Here is a 20793-nt window from a genome sequence, read left to right on the forward strand (position 1 = left end):
AAAATACAACGCCGCCACATTTAAACGGAGTCTCGCTATGCAACCGGTGCTAAAATCGGCTACAGCAGGGGTCGGAGACCGCCCGGGCAAATGCGGACCGATGGGGATGCAAGCAACCTTTATCGGCGCGCGACGATGAGCAGCCCGGTAACGATCAACCGGATTTGGCGCCAAGCCGGCATGGCAGCGAAATGAGTGGGACACTGGTACTGAAGCAGAGCGAACGAGCAGAACGAAGGATCAGCGTGACCGTCGCAGCCCGTGTGCGCCGCCTTGCCCCGCTCCTTGTCGCTGCCATGGTGCTGGACAGCTGCCAAACGGTGATGGACCAATCCTACCAGCCGAGCGTTTCGCCCTCCGCCAATCCGCAGATCGTCTCCGAGGTACAAAAAAACGATCCGCGCGCGCAGATGGGCGCACGCGAGCATCCGCGCATCCTCGCAAGCTATGGCGGCGAATACAAGGACGCCAGGACAGAGCGGCTTGTCGCCCGTATCGCCGGCGCCCTGACCAGCGTGTCGGAAAACCCGCAGCAATCCTATCGCATCACCATTCTCAATTCGCCCTCGATCAACGCCTTCGCGCTTCCGGGCGGCTATCTTTATGTGACCCGCGGCCTTCTGGCGCTTGCCAATGATGCTTCCGAAGTCGCTGCCGTGCTGTCGCACGAGATGGCGCACGTGACAGCCAATCACGGCATTGAGCGGCAGAAGCGCGAAGAAGCCGAAGTCATCGCCAGCCGCGTCGTTTCGGAAGTCCTGTCGAGCGATCTGGCCGGCAAGCAGGCGCTCGCGCGCGGCAAGCTGCGTCTCGCCGCCTTCTCGCGCCAGCAGGAACTCCAGGCCGACGAGATCGGCATCCGCACACTCGGCCAGGCGGGCTACGATCCCTATGCCGCCACCCGCTTCCTGAACGCGATGGAAGACTACAGCCGCTTCATGTCGGCCAATTCCGATGCCGACCAGAGCCTGGACTTCCTTTCGAGCCACCCGAGCACGCCGCAGCGCATCGATCTCGCCAAGGCGCATGCCCGCGAATTCGGCGAGGAAGGCAAGGTCGGCGACATCGGCCGCGATTATTACCTGAACGGCATCGATGGCCTGCTCTATGGCGACAGCCCCGAGGAAGGCTATGTGCGCGGCCAGACCTTCCTGCATGGCGGCCTTGGCATCCGCTTCGACGTGCCGCCCGATTTCCGCATCGACAACAAGGTCGAGGCCGTGATGGCGACTGGCCCGGGCGATATCGCCATTCGTTTCGACGGCGTTGCCGACAGCCAGAACCAGAACCTGACGAATTATATTTCCAGCGGCTGGGTGACAGGCCTCGATCCCTCCTCGATCCGGTCGATCACCGTCAACGGCATGCCTGCCGCCACCGCGCGTGCTTCCGCCGATCGTTGGGATTTCGATGTCACCGTCATCCGTGACCGCACGCAGATCTTCCGCTTCCTGACGGCCGTACCGAAGGGGAACATCGCTCAGCTCAACCAGACGGCGGACGTGCTACGGTCGAGTTTCCGGCATATGACGCCGGACGAAGCCGCCTCGCTGAAGCCGCTCAGGGTCCGCGTCGTCACCGTCAAGCCCGGCGACACGATCACGACGCTCGCCGCCCGCATGATGGGCACCGACCGCAAGCTCGACCTGTTCAAACTGATCAACGCCCTACCGACCGGGGCGACGATTGCACCGGGCGACAAGGTCAAGATTATTTCGGAATAGCAATCGGTCTATCGTCTCTCGGCCGGAAGAAGACCCTTCTCAGGCATAGGTCGCCATGCGGGGATCCGCATCCACCAGCGCGTTGCGGAGCTTGTCCATCGCGCGGCTTTCGATCTGACGCACGCGCTCCTTGGAAATTCCGAGATCGGCGCCGAGTTCCTCGAGCGTCGCTCCATCCTCGACGAGGCGGCGTGCCTGGATGATCTTCATCTCGCGTTCGTTGAGGTGCTTCAGCGCCGAGGCAAGCCATATGCGACGGCGTTCACCGTCGATCATGTCGGAAACCTGCTCGTCCGGAAGCGGCTCGTTGCTGATGAGAAAATCGATCCGCTCCGCGCTTTCGGAATCGCCCGATATCGAGGGCGCCTGCAGGGACGTATCGCTGCTGGAAAGGCGCGCATCCATCGTCTGCACGTCGGCAAGGCTGACGCCGAGCGCAACCGCGATTTCCTCATGGATGGACTGGACGGTAACGCCTGAATTGCTGCGGGCGAGCTTGGCGCGCAGGCGGCGAAGATTGAAGAACAACGCCTTCTGCGCCGAACTCGTGCCACCGCGCACGATCGACCAATTGCGCAGAATATAATCCTGGATCGAAGCGCGGATCCACCAGCTTGCATAGGTCGAGAAGCGAACTTCCCGTTCCGGCTCGAATCGGGCGGCCGCTTCCAGGAGACCGACATAGCCTTCCTGCACGAGATCGCTCATCGGCAGTCCGAAATTGCGAAATTTGCCCGCCATGGAAATGACGAGGCGCATATGGGCGGTTGCTATCTGATTGCGGGCGCCGCGATCATCGTGATCCTTCCAGCGTATAGCAAGATTATGCTCTTCGTCGCGATCGAGATAGGGGGCAGCCATCGCAACTTTGATCATGCGTCGATCTGCAGACATATTCGTCATACGCATCTCCTAGGTTCGGCCTCAAATCGTCTGTAATGCCGCAGTCGACGAAAAGGGCAGCAAGTATCGTTTCCGAACATCGCTGCTCGGATGGAAATCAATGAATGAAATTCAAATTGGAGACCGATATCCGGTTCACCGGATAATCGATGACTAGTCTTGTTCGATCTCAGCGAATGGGTCTGACGATTGAAGCATGCTCAGATCGCCGGGGGGCTTCAAATGAAAACGCATAGGCCGGTCCTCGTGAATGTCGATAAAACAGGCCGTTCGGAAACTTCTCCCCACTGGAGTGCACCCACACCGACCGCTAACACGAGGCTTAAACGCGGCAGAAGCAAAAAGGTTCCAAAGAAAAAACCCGGCACGATGGCCGGGTTTTTTTAAGCAGGATTGGCGCTCTGGCCTTATGCGGCTTCGTCCTGGGAATCGTCTTCCTCGACGACCTTGCCACGCTTCGGGCCTTTGTTGAGATTGATCTCGACAAGGCGAACGGCTTCCGTTTCCGACATCTTGTTGACGGCTGCAATTTCGCGCGCCATGCGATCGAGCGCAGCTTCATAGAGCTGACGTTCGGAATAGGACTGCTCCGGCTGGTTCTCGGCGCGATAGAGATCGCGAACCACTTCAGCGATGGAGAGCAGATCGCCGGAATTGATCTTGGCATCATATTCCTGGGCGCGACGCGACCACATGGTGCGCTTCACGCGGGCTTTGCCCTGCACGACCTTCAGTGCCCGCTCGACGAAATCCGTCTCGGAAAGCTTGCGCATGCCGATGCTCATGGCCTTGGACACCGGCACCTTCAGGCGCATCTTGTCTTTCTCGAAGTCGATTACGAACAGCTCGAGCTTCATGCCTGCGACTTCTTGTTCTTCGATCGCAGTGATCGTGCCGACACCGTGGGCCGGATAAACGATCGCTTCACCAGTTTTGAAGCCATGGCGTGCTGCTGAAGGTTTTTTCTGCTGGGTCGTCATTCTTTTCAAAAACTCCCTGTTACGCGCCCGGTTGGGCCCGGGGGCCGGGTCAGTCAGGCCCGGATGAGACGGATGTACCGTCGGGTCACTTCATCCTGGTCCAGCCAGACTTATGCAAACAGAAACCCATCCATCGCGATCCGGGACCCGACAACACAAATCGTTGATATGTCAAGGAAACCGCGTACGGATTGGTGATTTGCTTTCGTGATGGTTTTGGGCATGCGAAATGCCGCAGTGGATCAGTGTGAGGAACCTATCACAAAAATCTGAGGAAATCAATAATTTGCTGCGCGCGCGCCAAAAAGGCCACGGTGACCGCCATGCGGCCCAGCGGCAGTGATTCGCTTTCTGCGATATCGACTACACCTTTATCGACGGCCTGTCACGGCCCTCGATCAGTCGCCGGTTCCTGGGTTTGTCGAGAAATACTTCTCGAACTTCCCCTGTTCGCCGTCCATCTCCTTGGCTTCCGGCAGCGGGTCGCGCTTGACCGTGATGTTGGGCCAGATGGCGGCATATTCCGTATTGATCTTCAGCCACTTGTCGAGGCCCGGCTCCGTATCGGGCTTGATCGCCTCGGCGGGACATTCCGGTTCGCAGACGCCGCAATCGATGCATTCGTCTGGATGGATGACGAGGAAATTCTCGCCTTCGTAGAAGCAGTCGACGGGGCAGACTTCCACGCAATCGGTATATTTGCAGCGGACGCAATTATCGGTCACGACATATGTCATGAAGTACTCCAGGAATGTCTCTAGCTTCCGCGGACGCGCAACCTGGAACGTCGCACCGTCCCGCGGAGCCGAACGGGCAAACGAATGCGTCATACGCAAACGCGCCGCCCGGCTGGTTACCGGCAGGTTGATGGTGAGGTATCGACTTTGCCAGCCAATTTCAAGGACAAACAATCTTGAAAGCAGCCTGGAACAGGCAGAGTTTTCTAATCGTCGTCGGAGATCAGGCGGTCGATTGCACGGCGATCGCGCTTCGTAGGTCTTCCGCTCCCCGGCGCACGCAACGCCTGCTCGAAAGAGGTGAGGCGTTTTGTCTCATCCGGCGGCGGCGTCAGATCCTCATAAAGCAGCTTGGCTTCCTCGAAAGGTCCCCTGCGCTCGCCGGGAGCACGCACGACGAGGACGACATCCCGTCGCTCCAGCGAGAGCTCGATGCGGTCGCCGGCCTTGACGCCGAAACTCGGCTGCGCGATCCGCTCGCCATTCACCCGCACGCTGCCGTTCTGAACGTAGAGCTGCGCCAACGAGCGGGATTTCACCATGCGGGCAAAAAACAGCCATTTGTCGATGCGCTGGCGCGAACCGGAAAATGGCTGTTTCTCGTCCGTCATGGCCTATTTCTTCATCTGCTCCTTGAGGGCAGCGAGCTTGGCGAAAGGAGAATCCGGATCGATCGGCTTTTCCTTGCGCGGCGGCTTGGCTTCGAAGCGCAACGGCTGCGATGCGCCGCGATTGTTGCGATTGTTGCGATCGTTCCGGTCGTTGCGTTCGCCACGCTCCTGACGATCGCCACGGTTGCCCTGCTGCGGACGACCGCCCTCGCCGTTGCCGCGCGGTCCCTTGTCGCCGCCGCCGCGATTATCACGGCCATCGCGACGATCACGCCCCTCGCGGTTGCCTTCACCACCGCTGGCCTGCTGCTCGCCACCACCACGGCGATTGCCCTGTTGACCACGGCCCTCGCCCTGCTGGCCGCGACGGTCACCATGACCACGGCCACCCTGGCGCTGCTGATTGTCGCTACGGCCACCCAGCCGCCAGAGCAGGACCGGCTTCGGCTCGATAGGTTCGCCAGCAGCTTCCGCAATGGCAGCGGCTTCCACAACGGCATCGGCTTCTGCAACGGCAGCGGCTTCCACAGCCACGGGGGCGGCCTCAGCCGATGCATCGGCGGGCGCTGCCGCTTCCTGGGAAGCGGCCTCTGCTTCCTTAGCCGGCTCTTCGGTTACGGCATCGGCGTCGTCATCATCAGTCTTTTCGGCAGCGGTTTCCGCGGCCGGCGGCGCCGGAACTGCGGCAACATCCTGCTGAGCAAGGAAAGCGGTTGCTTCCTCGGCCTTCACGGAATCGGCGCGATAGCCGAGACCCTTGAGGATTTCCTCCATGTCCTCGAGCGTCGCGCCGAGAATGGAGAGCATCGCTGTCGTCGTGGTGAAGCGACGGCCGTCATAAGCGCCTTCGGGGCGCGAAGCCTGGCCGGGCTTCCACTGCAAGAGCGGACGGATGAGATCCGCCAGGCGCTCGAGAATGTCGATGCGAACCGCGCGCTTTCCAAGGAAGCGGAAGCCCGCAAGCTTGTAGAACATGCGCTCGTAGCTCGGATCGGTGACGACCGAGGTGCGGCCGGCGGCAAGAACCGGGATCAGGTCGCCATAGCCCGGCTTGTCCAGGCCATCGTTCTTCAGAGCCCACAGCAGCGTGATGAGCTCGGCCGGAGCCGGCTTCAGCAGCGCGGGGACAAAAATATGATAGGCGCCGAAGCGAACGCCGTAGCGGCGCATGGAGGCGCGCCCATCCTGATCGAGCGACTTCACCTCCTCGGTGACGTCGCGGCGGAACAGAACGCCGAGATTCTCCACCAGCTGGAAGGCTAGCCCCTTGGCGAGGCCCTGCAGGTCCTCTGCGCGCTGGAGATCGTCGAGCGGCTTCAGGATCGTGCTGATATGATGGTTCACGAAGCGCTCGATGCGCGAGGCGACATGATCGCGCGCATGGCCCGTCAGCTGCTCGTCGGCGAGCAGGATGACGCGCGGACGCATGACATGATCGCTCCCCGACAAACGCGCCACGGGATCGCCGAGCCAGCGCACGAGTCCATCGGCGCTGATCGCAAGATCACTGTTGCCAGCCGCATGCAGGCGCGCGGCGCGCGCCTCAAACTCCAGAGACAGCGCCTTCTGGGAGGCTGTCTGGACGGCCTTCGCATCCGGCCCCTCGGTGCCCGCAATAGGCGTGAACCGGAATCCGGTCAACTGCCCCACATGATGCCCCTCAACGAAGACATCCCCATTCACACTGATTTCAGCTTCCAGCATCGCATTCTCTCTCAGGCGCTTCATGAGCACAGATGTCCTGCGATCAACAAAGCGTTTCGTCAACCTCTCATGTAACGCGTCAGACAATCGATCTTCGATTTCCCGCGTCTTTTCTTGCCAGTGTGTCGGATCGGCAAGCCAGCCGGGCCGGTTCGACACATAGGTCCAAGTCCTTATCTGCGCGATTCGCGCCGAAAGCGTGTCAATCTCACCATCCGTCCGATCGGCGCGATGCACCTGTTCGGCGAGGAACTCCTCTTTCACCGTGCCATAGCGCACCAGGTCGGAAAAGAGGGCGGCGATGAGATCGGCGTGCTGGGCAGGCGTAATGCGCCGATAGTCGGGAAGCGCGCAGGCCTCCCATAATTTCTCAACCCGAGCCGGGTTGCTGGCAAGATCGACTATCTCCAGATCGCGTGACAGATATTCCAATGCCTGCTGGTCTACCGCAGGCAGCGCCCGCGTCAACCCCTGCACGCGAGGCGAGCCTTCCAAACTGGCGCGCAACGCCGCGATTGAGGAAAAATCGAAAGTCTTGCTGCGCCATTGCAGCACTTTCACCATGTCGAATTCGTGTCCCTCGATCCGGCGTACCAGCTCGTCGTCGAAAGGATCGACCTGTCCGGTCACCCCGAAGGTGCCGTCCTTCAGGTGGCGGCCGGCGCGGCCGGCGATCTGGCCGAGCTCGGCGGGATTGAGGTTGCGGAACTGATAACCATCGAACTTGCGGTCCTGGGCGAAGGCGACATGGTCGACATCGAGATTGAGGCCCATGCCGATCGCATCGGTCGCAACCAGATATTCGACATCACCGGCCTGGTAGAGCGCCACCTGTGCATTGCGGGTCCGCGGGCTCAGCGCGCCGAGAACGACGGCGGCGCCACCGCGCTGGCGCCGGATGAGCTCCGCGATCGCATAGACCTCGTCGGCGGAAAAAGCCACGATCGCCGTGCGCTGCGGCAATCGCGTGATCTTCTTCTGCCCGGCATAGAAGAGATGCGACAGCCGCGGCCGCTCCAGGACGGTGATCCCGGGCAGAAGCTGTTCGAGGATGGGCCGCATCGTGCCGGCACCCAATAGCAGCGTCTCGTCCCGGCCACGCAGATGCAGGATGCGGTCCGTGAAGATATGGCCGCGCTCGAGATCGCCTGCGAGCTGAACCTCGTCGATGGCGACGAAGGAGGCACGCGTCTCGCGCGGCATGGCCTCTACGGTGCAGACCGAAAAGCGGGCATTGGGCGGCGATATCTTTTCCTCGCCCGTGACAAGCGCGACATGCTGAGCCCCGACCTTCTCGACGACGCGCGTATAGACCTCGCGGGCAAGCAGCCGCAGCGGCAGGCCGATCACGCCGCTGCCGTGCGCCACCATGCGTTCGATGGCATAATGGGTCTTGCCGGTATTGGTCGGTCCGAGCACCGCGGTCACGCCGCGTCCGCTCAGGATCATGGGCTGCGAAGTCTGTGTCATTGGTCCGTGCATGGGCGAGAAACCACCGTCTTTCGATCAGCAAGTTCCCCTGGGAGGAAACGAAGAGATGACGACCATATGCGACAAAGGCAAGACCCGAATGAAAAAACAACCGCAACAACAATCGATTTCATTATTGGCGGCCTCAACCAGGAGCTACATTTATCCTGCACCTCATGCGAGTCCCGGCGATTCCGGAACAGCTTGAGAACGAATCGGAGACGAATCGCTGACTCGACGTCGTTCTTTTTTTGTTCACTACAACATGTGGATTTAAATGAAAAGATTCCCACCAAATGCTGAATCTCGTTTTCACGCCTTTTCCACGAGAAAAGGAGTCAAGTGGAGAATCCGAAGCCGGCGAAAATCGACGTCTTTTATGGTTAATTGTTTGTAAATGATGCAGTTTCCCAGAATGCCGCTCCTTCCATTAAGATTCGGGCCAAAGCCGGAACGAATCGGCGACGAATCGCGGATTCCAGCCGATTCTGTTTTTGTTCCACACAATATCTAGCACTTCCTGGACCAAAACCCATAGGACTCCGAATGGTTGAACCCGCGATTCGAGCCGAATCTGTAATTGCGATCAATCTTTTAACGAGCGCAAATATAATGAATCTGCAAACACACGCATAAGCTGTTCGCATCGGCACCTCAATCGAGGCCGGAGCGAAGCGGATTTCACGGCTACATATTTGTATTTCGCCAGGACAGCATCGAAATATGGAAAGCGGCATGGGTGCGGAATGTCTCCGCCGGCCTATTCCGCGCGAACCGATCGGGAGCATGAAGGCATCATCCTGCGAACATCCGCCTTCCGCTGGATTCCGCTCATTTTGCACGCCCGGGACGTACAAAAAGGCCTCCATATTAACCAAAGTCCAAACGCAGAACGAATCACCGACGAATCACGGACACGCCCCTTTTCTCGTTTCGTTCACCGCAACATATTGTATTTTAATCATATTTTAACCATAAGAGCAGATCGCGGACCCTCCCTTCGCCGTGCGTATCATGCGGTCGCGTTAACATCCGGCTGATCGCGGCGGCGCCGACGTCTAGGCATTTTTATTTCTTAGCCGGAACAATTTTCAGCGACGCAAGTTTCTATCTGCAGAATTGGGGAACTCCACCCATTCACCAAGGAACCGATTCGAGCTGGAGCCGCTGAAGCATAGTGCCGGATTGAACGACATTGCCGGTGCTATTCAAGCGATGGACATGGAGGAGACATATCATGCTTGGTACGGTATTGCTTATCATACTGATTCTGCTGTTGGTCGGCGCGCTTCCCAGCTGGGGTTACAGCCGGGCATGGGGCTACGGTCCATCGGGCGGTCTCGGGCTTGTTCTCGTCATTGTACTCATTTTGCTATTGATGGGGCGGATTTGATCCGCGGGTCATTGTTCAAACTTCACCAGGGAGCTAACACCATGAAGAAGATCATCGTCGCGATCGCCCTTGTCGGCGCTTTGGCGTCGTGCACCGCAACGGAAAAAGGGACTGCCATCGGTGCCGGCACCGGCGCCCTGATCGGCGGCGTAGCCACCCATAGCTGGGGCGGCGCGGCAGTCGGCGCTGTCGCCGGTGGCGTCGTCGGCAATCTTATCGGACGCTCCCATGAGCGGCGCGGCTATTGCATCTATCGCGACCGCTATGGCCATCGTTATGAGGCTCGTTGCCGCTAAGGCTTGACTGCTCGCGACCGGCCGTTCCGGCGGGTCGGTCGCGACCATCCGGCCCGCGGGCCGGGCGCTAACGCATGTCGCGCAAAAGTGTGTGGCGGTTTTGCGATAACGACATGCGCAAAATCAAGAGCTTAAAGCCAAGGAGCGAATCTGAAAGATCGCGACGCGCTTTAAGAGCCAGAATTTCTGAGGAAATCCTCTTCCCGCGCGCTCAGTCGCGGGAAGGACGCAGTGTTTTGAGAAAGGAACGGCATCATGGCCGCAATCATCGCAAGCATTGCAGCACTCGCGCTCATCGGCACCACTTTTTACGCGCTTGGAAGCGCAGCAAGAGCACGGAACAAGGAGAAGCGGCGGGAAGCACTGGAAGCCGTCATCCTGGAATTCAAACCACGACAGCGACAGCAGGCAAATTCAGGCCGGGGATGATTGCCGGGCCGGCCCGGCAATCCTGTCCATGATGCGAACGGCCAAGAAAAGCCGCTGCGATTTTCCGTCCGGAATGCGCAAAAACAAGAAGATAGAGCGCTTTCGCGATTCGAAGAAAAGCGAAAATGCTTTAGACGAAGAACTGGCCGCCATTGGCTGATATCGTCGATCCTGTAATGAAACCGGCGTCGTCGCTGGCAAGAAAGACAGCTATGCGGGCGATTTCCTCGGGCTCGCCCAGGCGCCCCACCGGAATCTGCGGGATGATGCGCTCGTTCAATACCTTTTCCGGCACCGCCAGCACCATTTCCGTACCGATATAGCCGGGGCAAATGGCATTGACCGTTATGTTCTTGGCAGCGCCTTCCTGGGCAAGCGCCTTGGTAAAGCCTAGATCGCCCGCCTTAGCGGCGGAATAGTTCGCCTGCCCCATCTGCCCCTTCTGACCGTTGATCGAGGAGATGTTGATGACGCGGCCGAAGCTGCGATCGCGCATGCCCTGCCAGACATGGTGCGTCATGTTGAACAGGCCGGTGAGGTTGGTATTGATGACCTCGTGCCACTGCTGCGGCGTCATCTTGTGGAACATGGCGTCGCGGGTGATGCCGGCATTGTTGACCAGGACTTCGACATGGCCGAGATCGTGCTCGATCTTGGCGATGCCCTTGCCGCAGGCTTCGTAATCGGTCACATCCCATTTATGGACGGCGATGCCTGTCACATCGTGGAAAGCCCGGGCCTTCTCGTCGTTGCCGGCATAGGTTGCCGCCACCTTGTAACCCGCATTATGCAGCGCCATCGAAATGGCCGCTCCAATGCCGCGCGTGCCTCCGGTTACCAATGCCACTCTGCTCATGTGCCACTCCCCTTTGTTGCTGCGGAGACGGGACGCCCGAAGGCCGGGTCGCCCGCTCACTTCACCACTTCTTCTGGAAAATTCCTTTCAAGACGCCCTAGAGCATGATGCCGAAAAGTGTGAGCGGTTTTCGGACGACATCATGCTCTATTTCTTTGATTCTAGAGCGCCTCGAAGCACATGGCGACACCCATGCCGCCGCCGATGCACAGCGTGGCGAGCCCCTTGCGGGCGCCGCGGCGCTTCATTTCGAACAGCAGCGTATTGAGGACGCGGGCACCGGAGGCGCCGATGGGGTGGCCGATGGCGATCGCGCCGCCGTTGACGTTGACGATCGACGTATCCCAGCCGAGGTCCTTGTTGACGGCGCAAGCCTGGGCGGCAAAAGCTTCGTTGGCTTCGACGAGATCGAGATCTGCGACGGACCAGCCCGCCTTTTCCAGCGCCTTGCGCGAGGCCGGAATCGGCCCGGTGCCCATGATCTGCGGATCGACGCCGGCGGTTGCCCAGGAAACGATGCGGGCGAGCGGCTGAATGCCGCGGCGCGAGGCTTCCGCCTCGGTCATCAGCACGGCGGCAGCCGCGCCATCATTGAGACCGGAAGCATTTGCCGCAGTAACTGTGCCGTCCTTATCGAAGGCGGGCCGCAGTTTGGCCATCGAGTCGATTGTCGCGCCGTGGCGGATATATTCGTCTGCATCGACCGTGATATCGCCCTTGCGGGTCTGGATGGTGAAAGGAACGATCTCGTCCTTGAACCGACCCGCCTTCTGCGCAGCTTCCGCCTTGTTTTGGGAGGAAACGGCGAACTGATCCTGCTCATCGCGCGAAAGCTGCCACTGGCGCGCAATGTTTTCGGCCGTGATGCCCATGTGATAGCCGTAGAAGGCATCCGTCAGGCCATCCTTGATCATGGTATCGATCATCTTCATGTCGCCCATCTTGGTGCCGCCACGAAGATGGGCGGCATGCGGCGCCATGGACATGGATTCCTGGCCGCCGGCGACGATGATCTTCGCATCGCCGGTCGCGATCTGCTGCATGCCGAGTGCCACGGCGCGCAGGCCGGAGCCGCAAAGCTGGTTGACGCTCCAGGCGGTCGCTTCCTGCGGAATGCCGGCCTTCATCGCGGCCTGGCGGGCCGGGTTCTGTCCTTCGCCGGCCTGAAGCACCTGACCGAGGATCACCTCATCGACTTCCCTGGCATCGACGCCGGCGCGCTCCAGCGCACCCTTGATGGCGGCCGCACCGAGCTCATGAGCCGGAACGGTTGCGAAAGCGCCGTTGAAGGAGCCGACCGCGGTGCGGGCGGCGCTGGCGACGACGATGGATGAACTGCTCATGGAAGCCTCCTCGGAAAATGAACGTGTATATGAGGCGAAACTGTCAAAGCTTTGCGCCGGAGTCAAATTGCAAGAATTTCCCGCGTACAGATTTCATGAAGCCGTCATTGCCAGCTGGAAATCCGATCAAGGGAAAGGGCTTGCCGCATCGCACAAAGCGATTGTCACCAAGCTTCTTTTGCGTCTACACTCGGGAATGGAGGAGTTTCCATACAATCAGACGGGGCCAGGAGACTGATAATGGCAAAGAATGAGGGCCAGATCGTAATCAAGAAATATGCGAATCGCCGCCTATACAATACCGGTACCAGCACCTACGTGACGCTGGACGACCTGGCGGAGATGGTGAAGAAGGGCGAGGAATTCACTGTCCAGGATGCCAAAAGCGGCGAAGACATTACGCATTCGGTCCTGACGCAAATCATTTTCGAGCAGGAATCAAAGACCGGCAACACGCTACTGCCGATTCCCTTCCTCCGGCAGTTGATCGGCTACTACGGCGATCAGATGCAGATGGTCGTGCCGAGCTTCCTCGAGCATTCCATGCGCGCCTTCACGGAGCAGCAGACGCAGATGCGCGAGCAGATCAATCGCGCCTTCGGCGAAACGCCGCTCGGCAAGAATCTTCAGCTGCCCATGCAGATGGTCGAGGAGCAGGTTCGCCGCAACACCGAGATGTTCCAGCAGGCCATGCAGATGTTCTCGCCCTTCATGAAGCCGCAGGCGAAAGAGAGCCGCAAGGCCGAAGCCAAGGATATCGACGAGCTGAAGGAACAGCTCCGCGCCATGCAGAGCAAGCTGGATAGTTTGTAAAATAAGACGGCGCAGGAAAATCGCCCGGAGTTCATGGAGAGTTTTTACCCCCCTCTGTCACTGACGTGACATCTCCCCCACAAGGGGGGAGATCGGTAACGCGCAGCACCTTCTCGCTTCATATCATCAACGCATCTGCTGAAGCTGAGCTATGAGTTCACCTCAGAGCGAGCGATACACTCCCAACAATCTCCCCCCTTGTGGGGGAGATGTCCCGAAAGGGACAGAGGGGGTATCAGAGCTTCGGCACACAAACAGGCACCTTTTCACCCACCCCGATCACAAGTCATGACCTCCACCAAAGGTGGAGGTTTGAAACGCTGCGCTTGAACCACTAGAAGTGGTTTTGTTAGCGCTTAGTAGCTACGATTGAAGAGGTCGGCAAAGTCGGAAGCTTTGTCGGCCTTTTCCTGATTACGGATATATTGTCTGACGACCTGCTCGTTGTAGCCCGTCGTCGATACGAAATACCCGCGCGCCCAAAAGTGATAACCCTTGTAGCGCCGCTTGCGCGCATATTTGTTGGCAACATAAAGCGCCGTCTTGCCCTTCAGAAAGCCAACAATATGCGCAACCGAATATTTCGGCGGGATCGATATCAGCATATGCACATGGTCGGGCATCAAATGACCCTCTTCGATCTGGCAGCCTTTCTGCTGTGCCAGCCGACGTAAGAGTTCTCCCAACTCACGCCGCACGTCCCCGTAAAGTCTTTTCGTTCGGTATTTGCTGCCAAAAACAACGTGATACTTGCAGTCCCACGTCGCATGCGAGAGCGTTTGCTCATCCATAAAACCTCCTTGTTCGAAGTCTGGGCCACGCCAGCGGTTCAAGCAGGAGGTCTCTCAACTACCGTGTAGAACGCGTCCAGTCCTCCACCGTAGGTGGAGGTTTACTTTGATTACAACGAAAAAAGGCCGGCGAACCGCCAGCCTTTTCATTCATGCCATCAAGGCAGCGCTGAAATTATGCGCTTTCCTTCGGCGTCAGAACCTGGCGACCACGATACATGCCGGTCTTCAGGTCGATATGGTGCGGGCGACGCAGTTCGCCGGAGTTCTTGTCTTCAACATAGGTCGAAGCCTTCAGCGCATCAGCCGAACGGCGCATACCGCGCTTGGACGGGCTCGTTTTTCTCTTCGGTACAGCCATTCTCGTTACTCCATGTGCGGACGAAACATATCCACGGCCAGCAAGGCGGCCGAAACAGACATGCATCAATTTCGGAAATTGGCCGGGCTTATACATGGCTTGTCGGGCTTTGACCAGACCCTTCCGGCATTTTTTGCCCGTCGCGCTTGATTCGTAGATATCGACGCCGAATCAAGCGATCAGGCCTCGTCCTCCGGCACGATCCACGTTTCCTTCAGCGCCGCTTCCTCCCATTTCTTCCAGGCAGGCAGGGCTTTCATGACAGCCATATAGTCCTTCGTATCGGCGGAGACGGCAATGTCATACCGTTCCAGGCGGCTGACGACCGGAGCGAACATGGCATCGGCTCCCGAGAACGCCCCGAACAGGAAGGGACCGCCGGAGCGGGAACGCGCCTCGCGCCAGATGGCTTCGATGCGCGCCACATCTTCCATCACCCCTTCCGGCAGGCTAAGCGGGCTCACGGGGCGGCGCATGTGCATCGGGCAGGCATTACGCAAGGCGCTGAAGCCAGAAAGCATCTCCATGCTATAGGATCGCGCCAGCGCGCGGGCCTGCCGATCCTCAGGCAAAAGACCTGCATCGGGGAAAAGCTCGGCCACATACTCGATGATGGCAAGCGACTCCCACACCTTGAAGCCGCCATGCACCAGCATCGGCACCTTGCCTGTCGGCGAAACCTCGCGAATGTTTGGATTGCCCGCCGGAAAATCGAAGGGGATCAGCACCTCCTCGAAAGCTATGCCGCAGCCTTCGAGCGCAATCCACGGCCGAAACGACCAGGAGGAATAGTTCTTGTTGCCGATATAGAGGGTCAGCTTGCTCACGATCTTGTTCCCTTTTTAGCATCGGAACTCGAAGGGGAAGAGTTCCTCGAAATGGTTCATATCCTCGAACGCGCGGAGGGCCGACGGTCCGATCGTCGGTGGCAGGTCATCCGCCCATATGTCACGGCCAAGAATGCCAGATGACAACAAGCCGATCGAACGACAAGTTCTGATCTCACTCATAAAGGCATTTGATGTATGCGTCGGCATTCCTCGCGCGGCGCTGGATCAGCGAGGCAAGCTGACCAAGCCCTCGCCCCGGCTTGCTCGCCACCCGATCGATCGGATTGGGAAGCGAGACGGCGAGAAGGGCCGCCTGACGTGCCGTGAGCTTGGAGGCCGGCACCTTGAAATGGTAGCGCGCCGCCGCTTCGATGCCGTATATGCCCGGCCCCCATTCGGCGACGTTAAGATAAATCTCCATCATCCGGCGCTTCGACCACACGGCGGAGGCGGAGACCGCTAAAGGCAATTCCATCGTCTTGCGGACGAAGGAGCGGCTGTTCCATAAAAACAGGTTCTTCACCGTCTGCATCGGGATCGTGCTACCGCCGCGTGTGGATTTGCCGCGCAGCGTTTCCTGGACCAGCACCCGCATCTCGCCCCAATCGACACCGCCGTGGTAACAGAATTGCCCGTCCTCGGAGACCATGACGGATTTCACCAGCACCGGCGCGATTTTTTCCAACGGCACCCAGCGACGATCGTATCCCTGAAGGGTAGCGGCATCCCCGATCATCAAGGTGGAGACCGGATGGATGAACGGCAGCAGGTAGAGGAGGATGAGGGGATAGGGCAGGAGGGATATGCCGACCAGGACGAGAACGATGCGCTGCCAGAGCGGCCTTGCCTTGAAGCGCGCAAGCCGCGAGGACCGTTGCAGCACTTCGGCTTCCTCCCCATTATCAGTCGATATGTCCAACTGCCTGACGTCCACGATGGCTCCATCCCGAAACACTTTGGGTGCAGCCGGGAAACGCTCTGCTGTTGCACTCGTCATACCGCCTACACAGAGCGATGACCAGAGTGCGGCGCGTTTCCCCGCTGGGCTGTTGACAATTCTCGTTGCCAGCAACTGCCTCTCATGCCAAACAGCGGCCATGGACAGCACCGATACCTCATTCGAACAGCGCCTCAGGGACAATGCCGTCAGAACCGAAGCCATGCTGACCCGGCTTCTCGGCGATGACGGCCTCGACGACGAGATCGTTCGCCCTGTCCGGCTTCTGAGTGCGATGCGTCACGGAGTGCTGAACGGCGGCAAGCGGCTGCGGCCCTTCCTCGTCATGGAATCCTCAGCGCTTCTCGGCGGCAATGCCGAGGCGGCGCTCAGGGTCGGCGCCGCGCTCGAATGCGTGCACTGCTATTCCCTCGTCCACGACGATCTGCCCGCCATGGACGACGACGACCTGCGCCGCGGCCAACCGACGGTGCACATCGCCTTCGACTACGCAACGGCGATCCTGGCGGGCGACAGCCTGCTGACCTATGCCTTCGACATCATCGCAGCCCCGGAAACGGAGCTGCCGGCCGACCGGAAAATGGCGCTCGTGCTGGCGCTGTCACGCGCAGCCGGCATCGGCGGCATGGCCGGCGGGCAGGCGCTCGATCTCGCGGCGGAAAAGGAGACGCCGGACGAAGGCGGCATCACCACGCTGCAGGCGATGAAGACGGGGGCGCTGATCCGCTTTGCCTGCGAGGCCGGCGCCATCATTTCAGGCGCTTCGGCAGATGACCGCAAGCGCCTTCGGACGTTCGGCGAAAAGATCGGCCTTGCCTTCCAGCTCGCCGACGATCTGCTCGACCTGACAGCCGACGCCGCCACCATGGGCAAGGCAACCGGCAAGGACGCCGCCCGTGGCAAGGGCACGCTGGTGGGCCTGCGCGGCCAGGAATGGGCCGAAGCGACACTCGCAAGGCTGGTAAGGGAAGCGACCGACCTCCTGTCCGGCTATGGCGACAAGGCAAGCATCCTGACGGAAACCGCCCGCTTCGTCGCAAACCGCAAGAGCTGAGTTCTGCCTAACCGGGTACGGTGCTGCCTGACGACGGCCAGCCTATCTTCCGCTGCGCATCGGCTCATGGGCGCGGAGAAGCCGCTCCAGCCGGGATAGCGACACACACCCGTTCGTCAATGATCATCCATTCAGCGCGGGAATGTCACCATCACAAGAATCCATGGCGGCGCCCGGTGATTTCCGCTGCATTCTATGACACATTCCCGTGCCGCGTTGGCCCGTAGACGTGGAATTCTTCGCGGCCGGCCAATGCTTCGGGAATATTCTCCATGCGCGAAATGCTTTCCTATCTGCCGCACATCCTGCCGGCCTATATCGCTTACATCGTTGCCGTCATCAGCCCCGGTCCCGCCATCATGGCCATCATCGGCACATCGATGACCCATGGCCGCAAAGCCGGCATGACCCTGGCGCTCGGCATCTTCGGGGGATCGCTGACCTGGGCGACAGCGGCCGCGGCGGGCCTTGCCACGCTGCTGCAGACCTATGCGATGGCGCTCGAGGTTCTGAAGATCTTCGGCGGCCTCTATCTGCTTTATCTCGCCTACAAGGCATTTCGCGCCGTTCGCGCCAACGACGAGTTGCCGACCGCCGCCGAGGGGCCGAAAACGCCCAGCTTCAAATCGCTGATCCTGCGCGGCTACGGCATCCACGTCACCAATCCGAAGGCCATCTTCGCCTGGCTCGCCATCATCGCGCTCGGCATGCCGCAGGGCGCGCCGGGCTCGGTCGCGATGCTGATCATCGGCGTCTGCGGCGTGACCGGTTTCGTGGTGTTCATGGGCTATGCGATCCTATTTTCGACGCCGCACGCGCTGAAAATCTATCGCAGTGCCCGGCGCTGGATCGAAGGCGCCATGGCCGGCTTTTATTGCTTCGCCGGCATCAAGCTGCTGACGAGCAATATATAATCTCTGAACTGCGGCGGATCACTCCGCCGCGACGGTCTTCTGGCCGAAGCGCTTTTCGATGTAATCGGTCACCAGCGCCTCGAAGTCGGAGGCGATGTTCGGTCCGCGCAGCGTCATCGCCTTCTGGCCGTCGATGAAGACGGGAGCCGCCGGCGTTTCGCCCGTGCCCGGCAGCGAGATGCCGATATCGGCATGCTTGCTTTCGCCGGGGCCGTTGACGATGCAGCCCATGACGGCGACGTTCAGTGCCTCCACACCCGGATATTTCTCACGCCAGACCGGCATGTTCTTGCGGATGTCGTTCTGGATGTTCTGCGCCAGTTCCTGGAAGACCGTCGAGGTCGTGCGGCCGCAGCCGGGACAAGCCGCGACGACGGGAATGAACTGGCGGAAGCCCATCACCTGCAGCAGCTCCTGCGCCACCTGCACTTCGCGGGTACGGTCGCCGTTCGGCTCGGGCGTCAGTGAAACGCGGATCGTATCGCCGATGCCGTGCTGCAGCACATAGCCCATGGCGGCGGACGAGGCGACGATGCCCTTGGAGCCCATGCCGGCCTCGGTGAGGCCGAGATGCAGCGCATGGTCGGAACGCTCCGACAGCATGGAATAGACGGCGATCAGATCCTGTACCTGGCTGACCTTGGCCGACAGGATGATGCGGTTGCGCGGCAGGCCTATTTCCTCGGCAAGATCGGCCGAGATCAGCGCCGACTGCACGATCGTCTCGCGCGTCACCTGCCGGGCCGATAGCGGCGAGCCCTCGGCGGCGTTCTTGTCCATCAGCGCGGTCAGCAAATCCTGATCGAGCGAGCCCCAATTGACGCCGATGCGCACCGGCTTGTCGTAACGGATCGCCATCTCGATGATTTCGGCGAACTGCTTGTCCTTCTTGTCCTTGAAGCCGACATTGCCGGGATTGATGCGGTATTTCGCCAGCGCTTCAGCGCAGGCCGGATGATCGGCCAAAAGCTTGTGACCGATATAATGGAAATCACCGATCAGCGGCACGTCCATGCCGAGACGCAGCAGCCGCTCGCGGATCTTCGGCACCGCGGCGGCACTTTCATCGCGATCGACGGTGATGCGCACGAGTTCCGAGCCGGCTTTGTAAAGGGCCGCCACCTGGGCGACGGTCGAATCGATATCGGCCGTATCGGTATTGGTCATGGACTGCACGACGACGGGAGCACCGCCGCCGACAATGACGCCGCCAACATCGACGGCAACGGAAGAACGGCGCGGTTTCGGATCGAAATCGGTGGCGGACGACATGGAAATCTCTCGCAGGCCTCGAAAATGGGTGTCTTTCAGGTGGATCACGAAATGGTCGTTGTCAACCGCTGCGGCAATCTCTTTTGATCGGACGGGACCTATCCGCTAGCAAGCAAAAGCGACGAAATTAATGCTCGCTCTCGCCGATACCGTCAGCGTAGCGTGCGAGCGACGAGAACGCCAGCACGACGAGCAGCAGCACCGGCAGCGCCATCAGGACTGGCGAGAAGCCGACATGCTCGGCGGCAAAGCCGATGGCCGAAGGCGCTACCAGCATGCCGGAATAGCCAAGCGTCGTGACGACCGAAATGCCGATACCGGGCTGCAGCCCGGGAATATTGCCGGCCGCGGAAAAGGCGATCGGCACCATGTTGGAAATGCCGATGCCGCAGAGCGCGAAGCCGAGGATCGCGATCTCGGCATTCGGCGCCAGTGCTGCCGTCAGCATGCCGACGATGGCAAAGACCGTGCAGACACGCAGCGTGCGCACCGCCCCCAGCCAATCGCGGACGAAATCACCGGCAAAGCGCATGGTTGCCATGGTGGCGGAGAAGGCGGCAAAGCCGAAGCCTGAAAGTGCCACCGATGCCCCCTTTTCCTGGCCGAGATAGAGCGCGCTCCAGTCGAGCACGGCACCTTCCGGCACCATGCAGAACAGTGCGACGATGCCAAGGAGCCAGGGCAGCGGGATCATCGGCAGTTTTGCCTTCGGCTTGGCCTCGTCGGGATGCGGCTGATCACCGAAAACCATTGGCCAGGCAACGACCAGGAAAAGAACGGCAAGAACAGTCGAGGCCTCGGCATGACCGAGAACGCCCAGGCGCGAGATCAGCAACCCGCCGATCGCCGAGCCCAGCAGGCCGCCGAGGCTCCAGAAGGCATGGCAGGAGGACATGATCGCCCGGCGCATGGATTTTTCGACCGAGACGGCATTGGCATTCATCGCCACGTCCATGGCGCCGATGAAGCCGCCGAAGAGGAAGAGCGCGACGGCCGCGGTCCAGACGCTCGGCGCCAGCGTGAGCGCCAGGATCATCGGCAGCAGCAGCACCGCAAAGGCCCGCATGACGACGCGCGAGCCGCGCACGGCGATCTGCGCGCCGGCAAGCGGCATCATGACGAGCGAGCCGACGCCGAAGACGAGGATCATCAGGCCGAGCTCGAATTTCGTCAGCTGCAGTCGCTCGGCAAATTCGGGAATTTTCGGCGCCCAGCAGCCAACCATGAAACCGTTCAGCAGGAACATCAACGAGACGGCCGCGCGCGGTTTTGTGAAGAATCCGCTCCTTTTCGCCTCAAAACCCTCCATCCTCGTCATATCGTCCATGAAAATTCCTCCAAATTAGTGGCCGCA

Annotated in this window: 21 protein-coding genes; 8 read left to right on the plus strand and 13 right to left on the minus strand. The window is 60.1% G+C overall.

The window, feature by feature from the left end; all coding sequences use genetic code 11:
* Window positions 1-296: 296 nt before the first annotated feature.
* Window positions 297-1724 (plus strand): M48 family metalloprotease, encoded by a 1428-nt coding sequence (locus tag CCGE531_RS18845; protein WP_120666969.1) that lies wholly within the window; start codon window positions 297-299, stop codon window positions 1722-1724.
* A gap of 39 nt (window positions 1725-1763) precedes the next feature.
* On the opposite strand, the gene CCGE531_RS18850 is transcribed toward CCGE531_RS18845, so the two are convergent.
* The 5 genes from CCGE531_RS18850 to CCGE531_RS18870 all read right to left on the minus strand — a co-directional run bounded on the left by CCGE531_RS18850 (window position 1764) and on the right by CCGE531_RS18870 (window position 8129).
* Window positions 1764-2627 (minus strand): RNA polymerase factor sigma-32, encoded by an 864-nt coding sequence (locus CCGE531_RS18850; RefSeq protein ID WP_120666097.1) that lies wholly within the window; start codon window positions 2625-2627, stop codon window positions 1764-1766.
* A gap of 407 nt (window positions 2628-3034) precedes the next feature.
* The gene (locus CCGE531_RS18855; RefSeq protein WP_120666098.1) at window positions 3035-3607 is read right to left on the minus strand and encodes a CarD family transcriptional regulator; all 573 of its coding nucleotides are present in this window, start codon (window positions 3605-3607) and stop codon (window positions 3035-3037) included.
* Window positions 3608-4005: 398 nt separating this feature from the next.
* On the minus strand, window positions 4006-4344 hold the full coding sequence (gene fdxA, locus CCGE531_RS18860; protein WP_120666100.1) for a ferredoxin FdxA: 339 nt from the start codon (window positions 4342-4344) through the stop codon (window positions 4006-4008).
* 206 nt (window positions 4345-4550) lie between these two features.
* On the minus strand, window positions 4551-4955 hold the full coding sequence (locus CCGE531_RS18865; RefSeq protein ID WP_120666102.1) for an RNA-binding S4 domain-containing protein: 405 nt from the start codon (window positions 4953-4955) through the stop codon (window positions 4551-4553).
* Window positions 4956-4958: 3 nt separating this feature from the next.
* Window positions 4959-8129, minus strand: a complete 3171-nt coding sequence (locus CCGE531_RS18870) for a helicase-related protein (RefSeq protein WP_120666104.1) — start codon at window positions 8127-8129, stop codon at window positions 4959-4961.
* 1237 nt (window positions 8130-9366) lie between these two features.
* Here CCGE531_RS18870 and CCGE531_RS18875 point away from each other — a divergent pair.
* The 3 genes from CCGE531_RS18875 (at window position 9367) to CCGE531_RS34305 (ending at window position 10247) form a co-directional block, all read left to right on the plus strand.
* The gene (locus tag CCGE531_RS18875; RefSeq protein WP_120666106.1) at window positions 9367-9522 is read left to right on the plus strand and encodes a DUF3309 family protein; all 156 of its coding nucleotides are present in this window, start codon (window positions 9367-9369) and stop codon (window positions 9520-9522) included.
* 41 nt (window positions 9523-9563) lie between these two features.
* Window positions 9564-9818, plus strand: coding sequence for a YMGG-like glycine zipper-containing protein (locus tag CCGE531_RS18880; protein ID WP_112341591.1), 255 nt, complete (start codon window positions 9564-9566; stop codon window positions 9816-9818).
* A gap of 255 nt (window positions 9819-10073) precedes the next feature.
* Window positions 10074-10247, plus strand: a complete 174-nt coding sequence (locus CCGE531_RS34305) for a hypothetical protein (protein ID WP_162943931.1) — start codon at window positions 10074-10076, stop codon at window positions 10245-10247.
* 130 nt (window positions 10248-10377) lie between these two features.
* On the opposite strand, the gene phbB is transcribed toward CCGE531_RS34305, so the two are convergent.
* Together phbB and CCGE531_RS18890 are read right to left on the minus strand one after the other, a co-directional pair.
* Entirely contained in the window at window positions 10378-11103 is a 726-nt protein-coding gene (gene phbB, locus CCGE531_RS18885; RefSeq protein WP_120666108.1) for an acetoacetyl-CoA reductase, read from the minus strand.
* A gap of 161 nt (window positions 11104-11264) precedes the next feature.
* Complete coding sequence (locus CCGE531_RS18890) at window positions 11265-12446, minus strand: acetyl-CoA C-acetyltransferase (RefSeq protein WP_120666110.1); 1182 nt, start codon at window positions 12444-12446, stop codon at window positions 11265-11267.
* On the opposite strand from CCGE531_RS18890, the gene CCGE531_RS18895 reads away from it, so the two are divergent.
* On the plus strand, window positions 12430-12684 hold the full coding sequence (locus tag CCGE531_RS18895) for a hypothetical protein (RefSeq protein ID WP_162943932.1): 255 nt from the start codon (window positions 12430-12432) through the stop codon (window positions 12682-12684). The two genes, CCGE531_RS18890 and CCGE531_RS18895, sit on opposite strands and share 17 nt — an antisense overlap.
* Window positions 12685-12686: 2 nt before the next feature.
* Complete coding sequence (gene phaR / locus CCGE531_RS18900) at window positions 12687-13259, plus strand: polyhydroxyalkanoate synthesis repressor PhaR (protein WP_120666114.1); 573 nt, start codon at window positions 12687-12689, stop codon at window positions 13257-13259.
* A 356-nt stretch (window positions 13260-13615) separates the two neighbouring features.
* Here phaR and tnpA read toward each other — a convergent pair whose 3' ends face one another.
* The 4 genes from tnpA to mtgA form a co-directional block, all read right to left on the minus strand.
* Window positions 13616-14050 carry an IS200/IS605 family transposase gene (gene tnpA / locus CCGE531_RS18905; protein WP_120663694.1) on the minus strand — a complete coding sequence of 145 codons (435 nt, stop codon included), beginning with the start codon at window positions 14048-14050 and terminating at the stop codon, window positions 13616-13618.
* 175 nt (window positions 14051-14225) lie between these two features.
* Window positions 14226-14411 (minus strand): 50S ribosomal protein L32, encoded by a 186-nt coding sequence (rpmF, locus tag CCGE531_RS18910; protein ID WP_006724402.1) that lies wholly within the window; start codon window positions 14409-14411, stop codon window positions 14226-14228.
* Window positions 14412-14590: 179 nt separating this feature from the next.
* A complete protein-coding gene (locus CCGE531_RS18915) occupies window positions 14591-15238 on the minus strand; it encodes a glutathione S-transferase family protein (protein ID WP_120666116.1) in 648 nt (215 codons plus the stop codon).
* 175 nt (window positions 15239-15413) lie between these two features.
* Entirely contained in the window at window positions 15414-16175 is a 762-nt protein-coding gene (gene mtgA / locus CCGE531_RS18920) for a monofunctional biosynthetic peptidoglycan transglycosylase (protein ID WP_245458906.1), read from the minus strand.
* 163 nt (window positions 16176-16338) lie between these two features.
* On the opposite strand from mtgA, the gene CCGE531_RS18925 reads away from it, so the two are divergent.
* Together CCGE531_RS18925 and CCGE531_RS18930 are read left to right on the plus strand one after the other, a co-directional pair.
* The gene (locus tag CCGE531_RS18925; protein WP_120666120.1) at window positions 16339-17253 is read left to right on the plus strand and encodes a polyprenyl synthetase family protein; all 915 of its coding nucleotides are present in this window, start codon (window positions 16339-16341) and stop codon (window positions 17251-17253) included.
* Between the two features lie 272 nt (window positions 17254-17525).
* Window positions 17526-18167, plus strand: coding sequence for a LysE family translocator (locus tag CCGE531_RS18930; protein ID WP_120666121.1), 642 nt, complete (start codon window positions 17526-17528; stop codon window positions 18165-18167).
* A gap of 18 nt (window positions 18168-18185) precedes the next feature.
* Here the strand turns inward: CCGE531_RS18930 and ispG are convergent, their stop codons facing one another.
* Window positions 18186-19439, minus strand: coding sequence for a flavodoxin-dependent (E)-4-hydroxy-3-methylbut-2-enyl-diphosphate synthase (gene ispG / locus CCGE531_RS18935; protein WP_120666123.1), 1254 nt, complete (start codon window positions 19437-19439; stop codon window positions 18186-18188).
* Between the two features lie 127 nt (window positions 19440-19566).
* Window positions 19567-20766 carry an MFS transporter gene (locus CCGE531_RS18940; protein ID WP_120666125.1) on the minus strand — a complete coding sequence of 400 codons (1200 nt, stop codon included), beginning with the start codon at window positions 20764-20766 and terminating at the stop codon, window positions 19567-19569.
* Window positions 20767-20793: the final 27 nt, after the last annotated feature.

Source organism: Rhizobium sp. CCGE531 (genome assembly GCF_003627795.1).
Lineage (GTDB): Bacteria > Pseudomonadota > Alphaproteobacteria > Rhizobiales > Rhizobiaceae > Rhizobium.

Coding starts and splice junctions, on each gene's coding strand:
- CCGE531_RS18890 (WP_120666110.1), bottom strand. CDS start 12,446: ATGAGCAGTTCATCCATCGTCGTCGCCAGCGCCGCCCGCACCGCGGTC.
- rpmF (WP_006724402.1), bottom strand. CDS start 14,411: ATGGCTGTACCGAAGAGAAAAACGAGCCCGTCCAAGCGCGGTATGCGC.
- CCGE531_RS18870 (WP_120666104.1), bottom strand. CDS start 8,129: ATGACACAGACTTCGCAGCCCATGATCCTGAGCGGACGCGGCGTGACC.
- fdxA (WP_120666100.1), bottom strand. CDS start 4,344: ATGACATATGTCGTGACCGATAATTGCGTCCGCTGCAAATATACCGAT.
- CCGE531_RS18850 (WP_120666097.1), bottom strand. CDS start 2,627: ATGACGAATATGTCTGCAGATCGACGCATGATCAAAGTTGCGATGGCT.
- CCGE531_RS18855 (WP_120666098.1), bottom strand. CDS start 3,607: ATGACGACCCAGCAGAAAAAACCTTCAGCAGCACGCCATGGCTTCAAA.
- phbB (WP_120666108.1), bottom strand. CDS start 11,103: ATGAGCAGAGTGGCATTGGTAACCGGAGGCACGCGCGGCATTGGAGCG.
- CCGE531_RS18875 (WP_120666106.1), top strand. CDS start 9,367: ATGCTTGGTACGGTATTGCTTATCATACTGATTCTGCTGTTGGTCGGC.
- phaR (WP_120666114.1), top strand. CDS start 12,687: ATGGCAAAGAATGAGGGCCAGATCGTAATCAAGAAATATGCGAATCGC.
- CCGE531_RS18845 (WP_120666969.1), top strand. CDS start 297: ATGGTGCTGGACAGCTGCCAAACGGTGATGGACCAATCCTACCAGCCG.
- CCGE531_RS18895 (WP_162943932.1), top strand. CDS start 12,430: ATGGATGAACTGCTCATGGAAGCCTCCTCGGAAAATGAACGTGTATAT.
- CCGE531_RS18865 (WP_120666102.1), bottom strand. CDS start 4,955: ATGACGGACGAGAAACAGCCATTTTCCGGTTCGCGCCAGCGCATCGAC.
- CCGE531_RS18930 (WP_120666121.1), top strand. CDS start 17,526: ATGCGCGAAATGCTTTCCTATCTGCCGCACATCCTGCCGGCCTATATC.
- ispG (WP_120666123.1), bottom strand. CDS start 19,439: ATGTCGTCCGCCACCGATTTCGATCCGAAACCGCGCCGTTCTTCCGTT.
- CCGE531_RS18925 (WP_120666120.1), top strand. CDS start 16,339: ATGGACAGCACCGATACCTCATTCGAACAGCGCCTCAGGGACAATGCC.
- tnpA (WP_120663694.1), bottom strand. CDS start 14,050: ATGGATGAGCAAACGCTCTCGCATGCGACGTGGGACTGCAAGTATCAC.
- CCGE531_RS34305 (WP_162943931.1), top strand. CDS start 10,074: ATGGCCGCAATCATCGCAAGCATTGCAGCACTCGCGCTCATCGGCACC.
- CCGE531_RS18880 (WP_112341591.1), top strand. CDS start 9,564: ATGAAGAAGATCATCGTCGCGATCGCCCTTGTCGGCGCTTTGGCGTCG.
- CCGE531_RS18940 (WP_120666125.1), bottom strand. CDS start 20,766: ATGGACGATATGACGAGGATGGAGGGTTTTGAGGCGAAAAGGAGCGGA.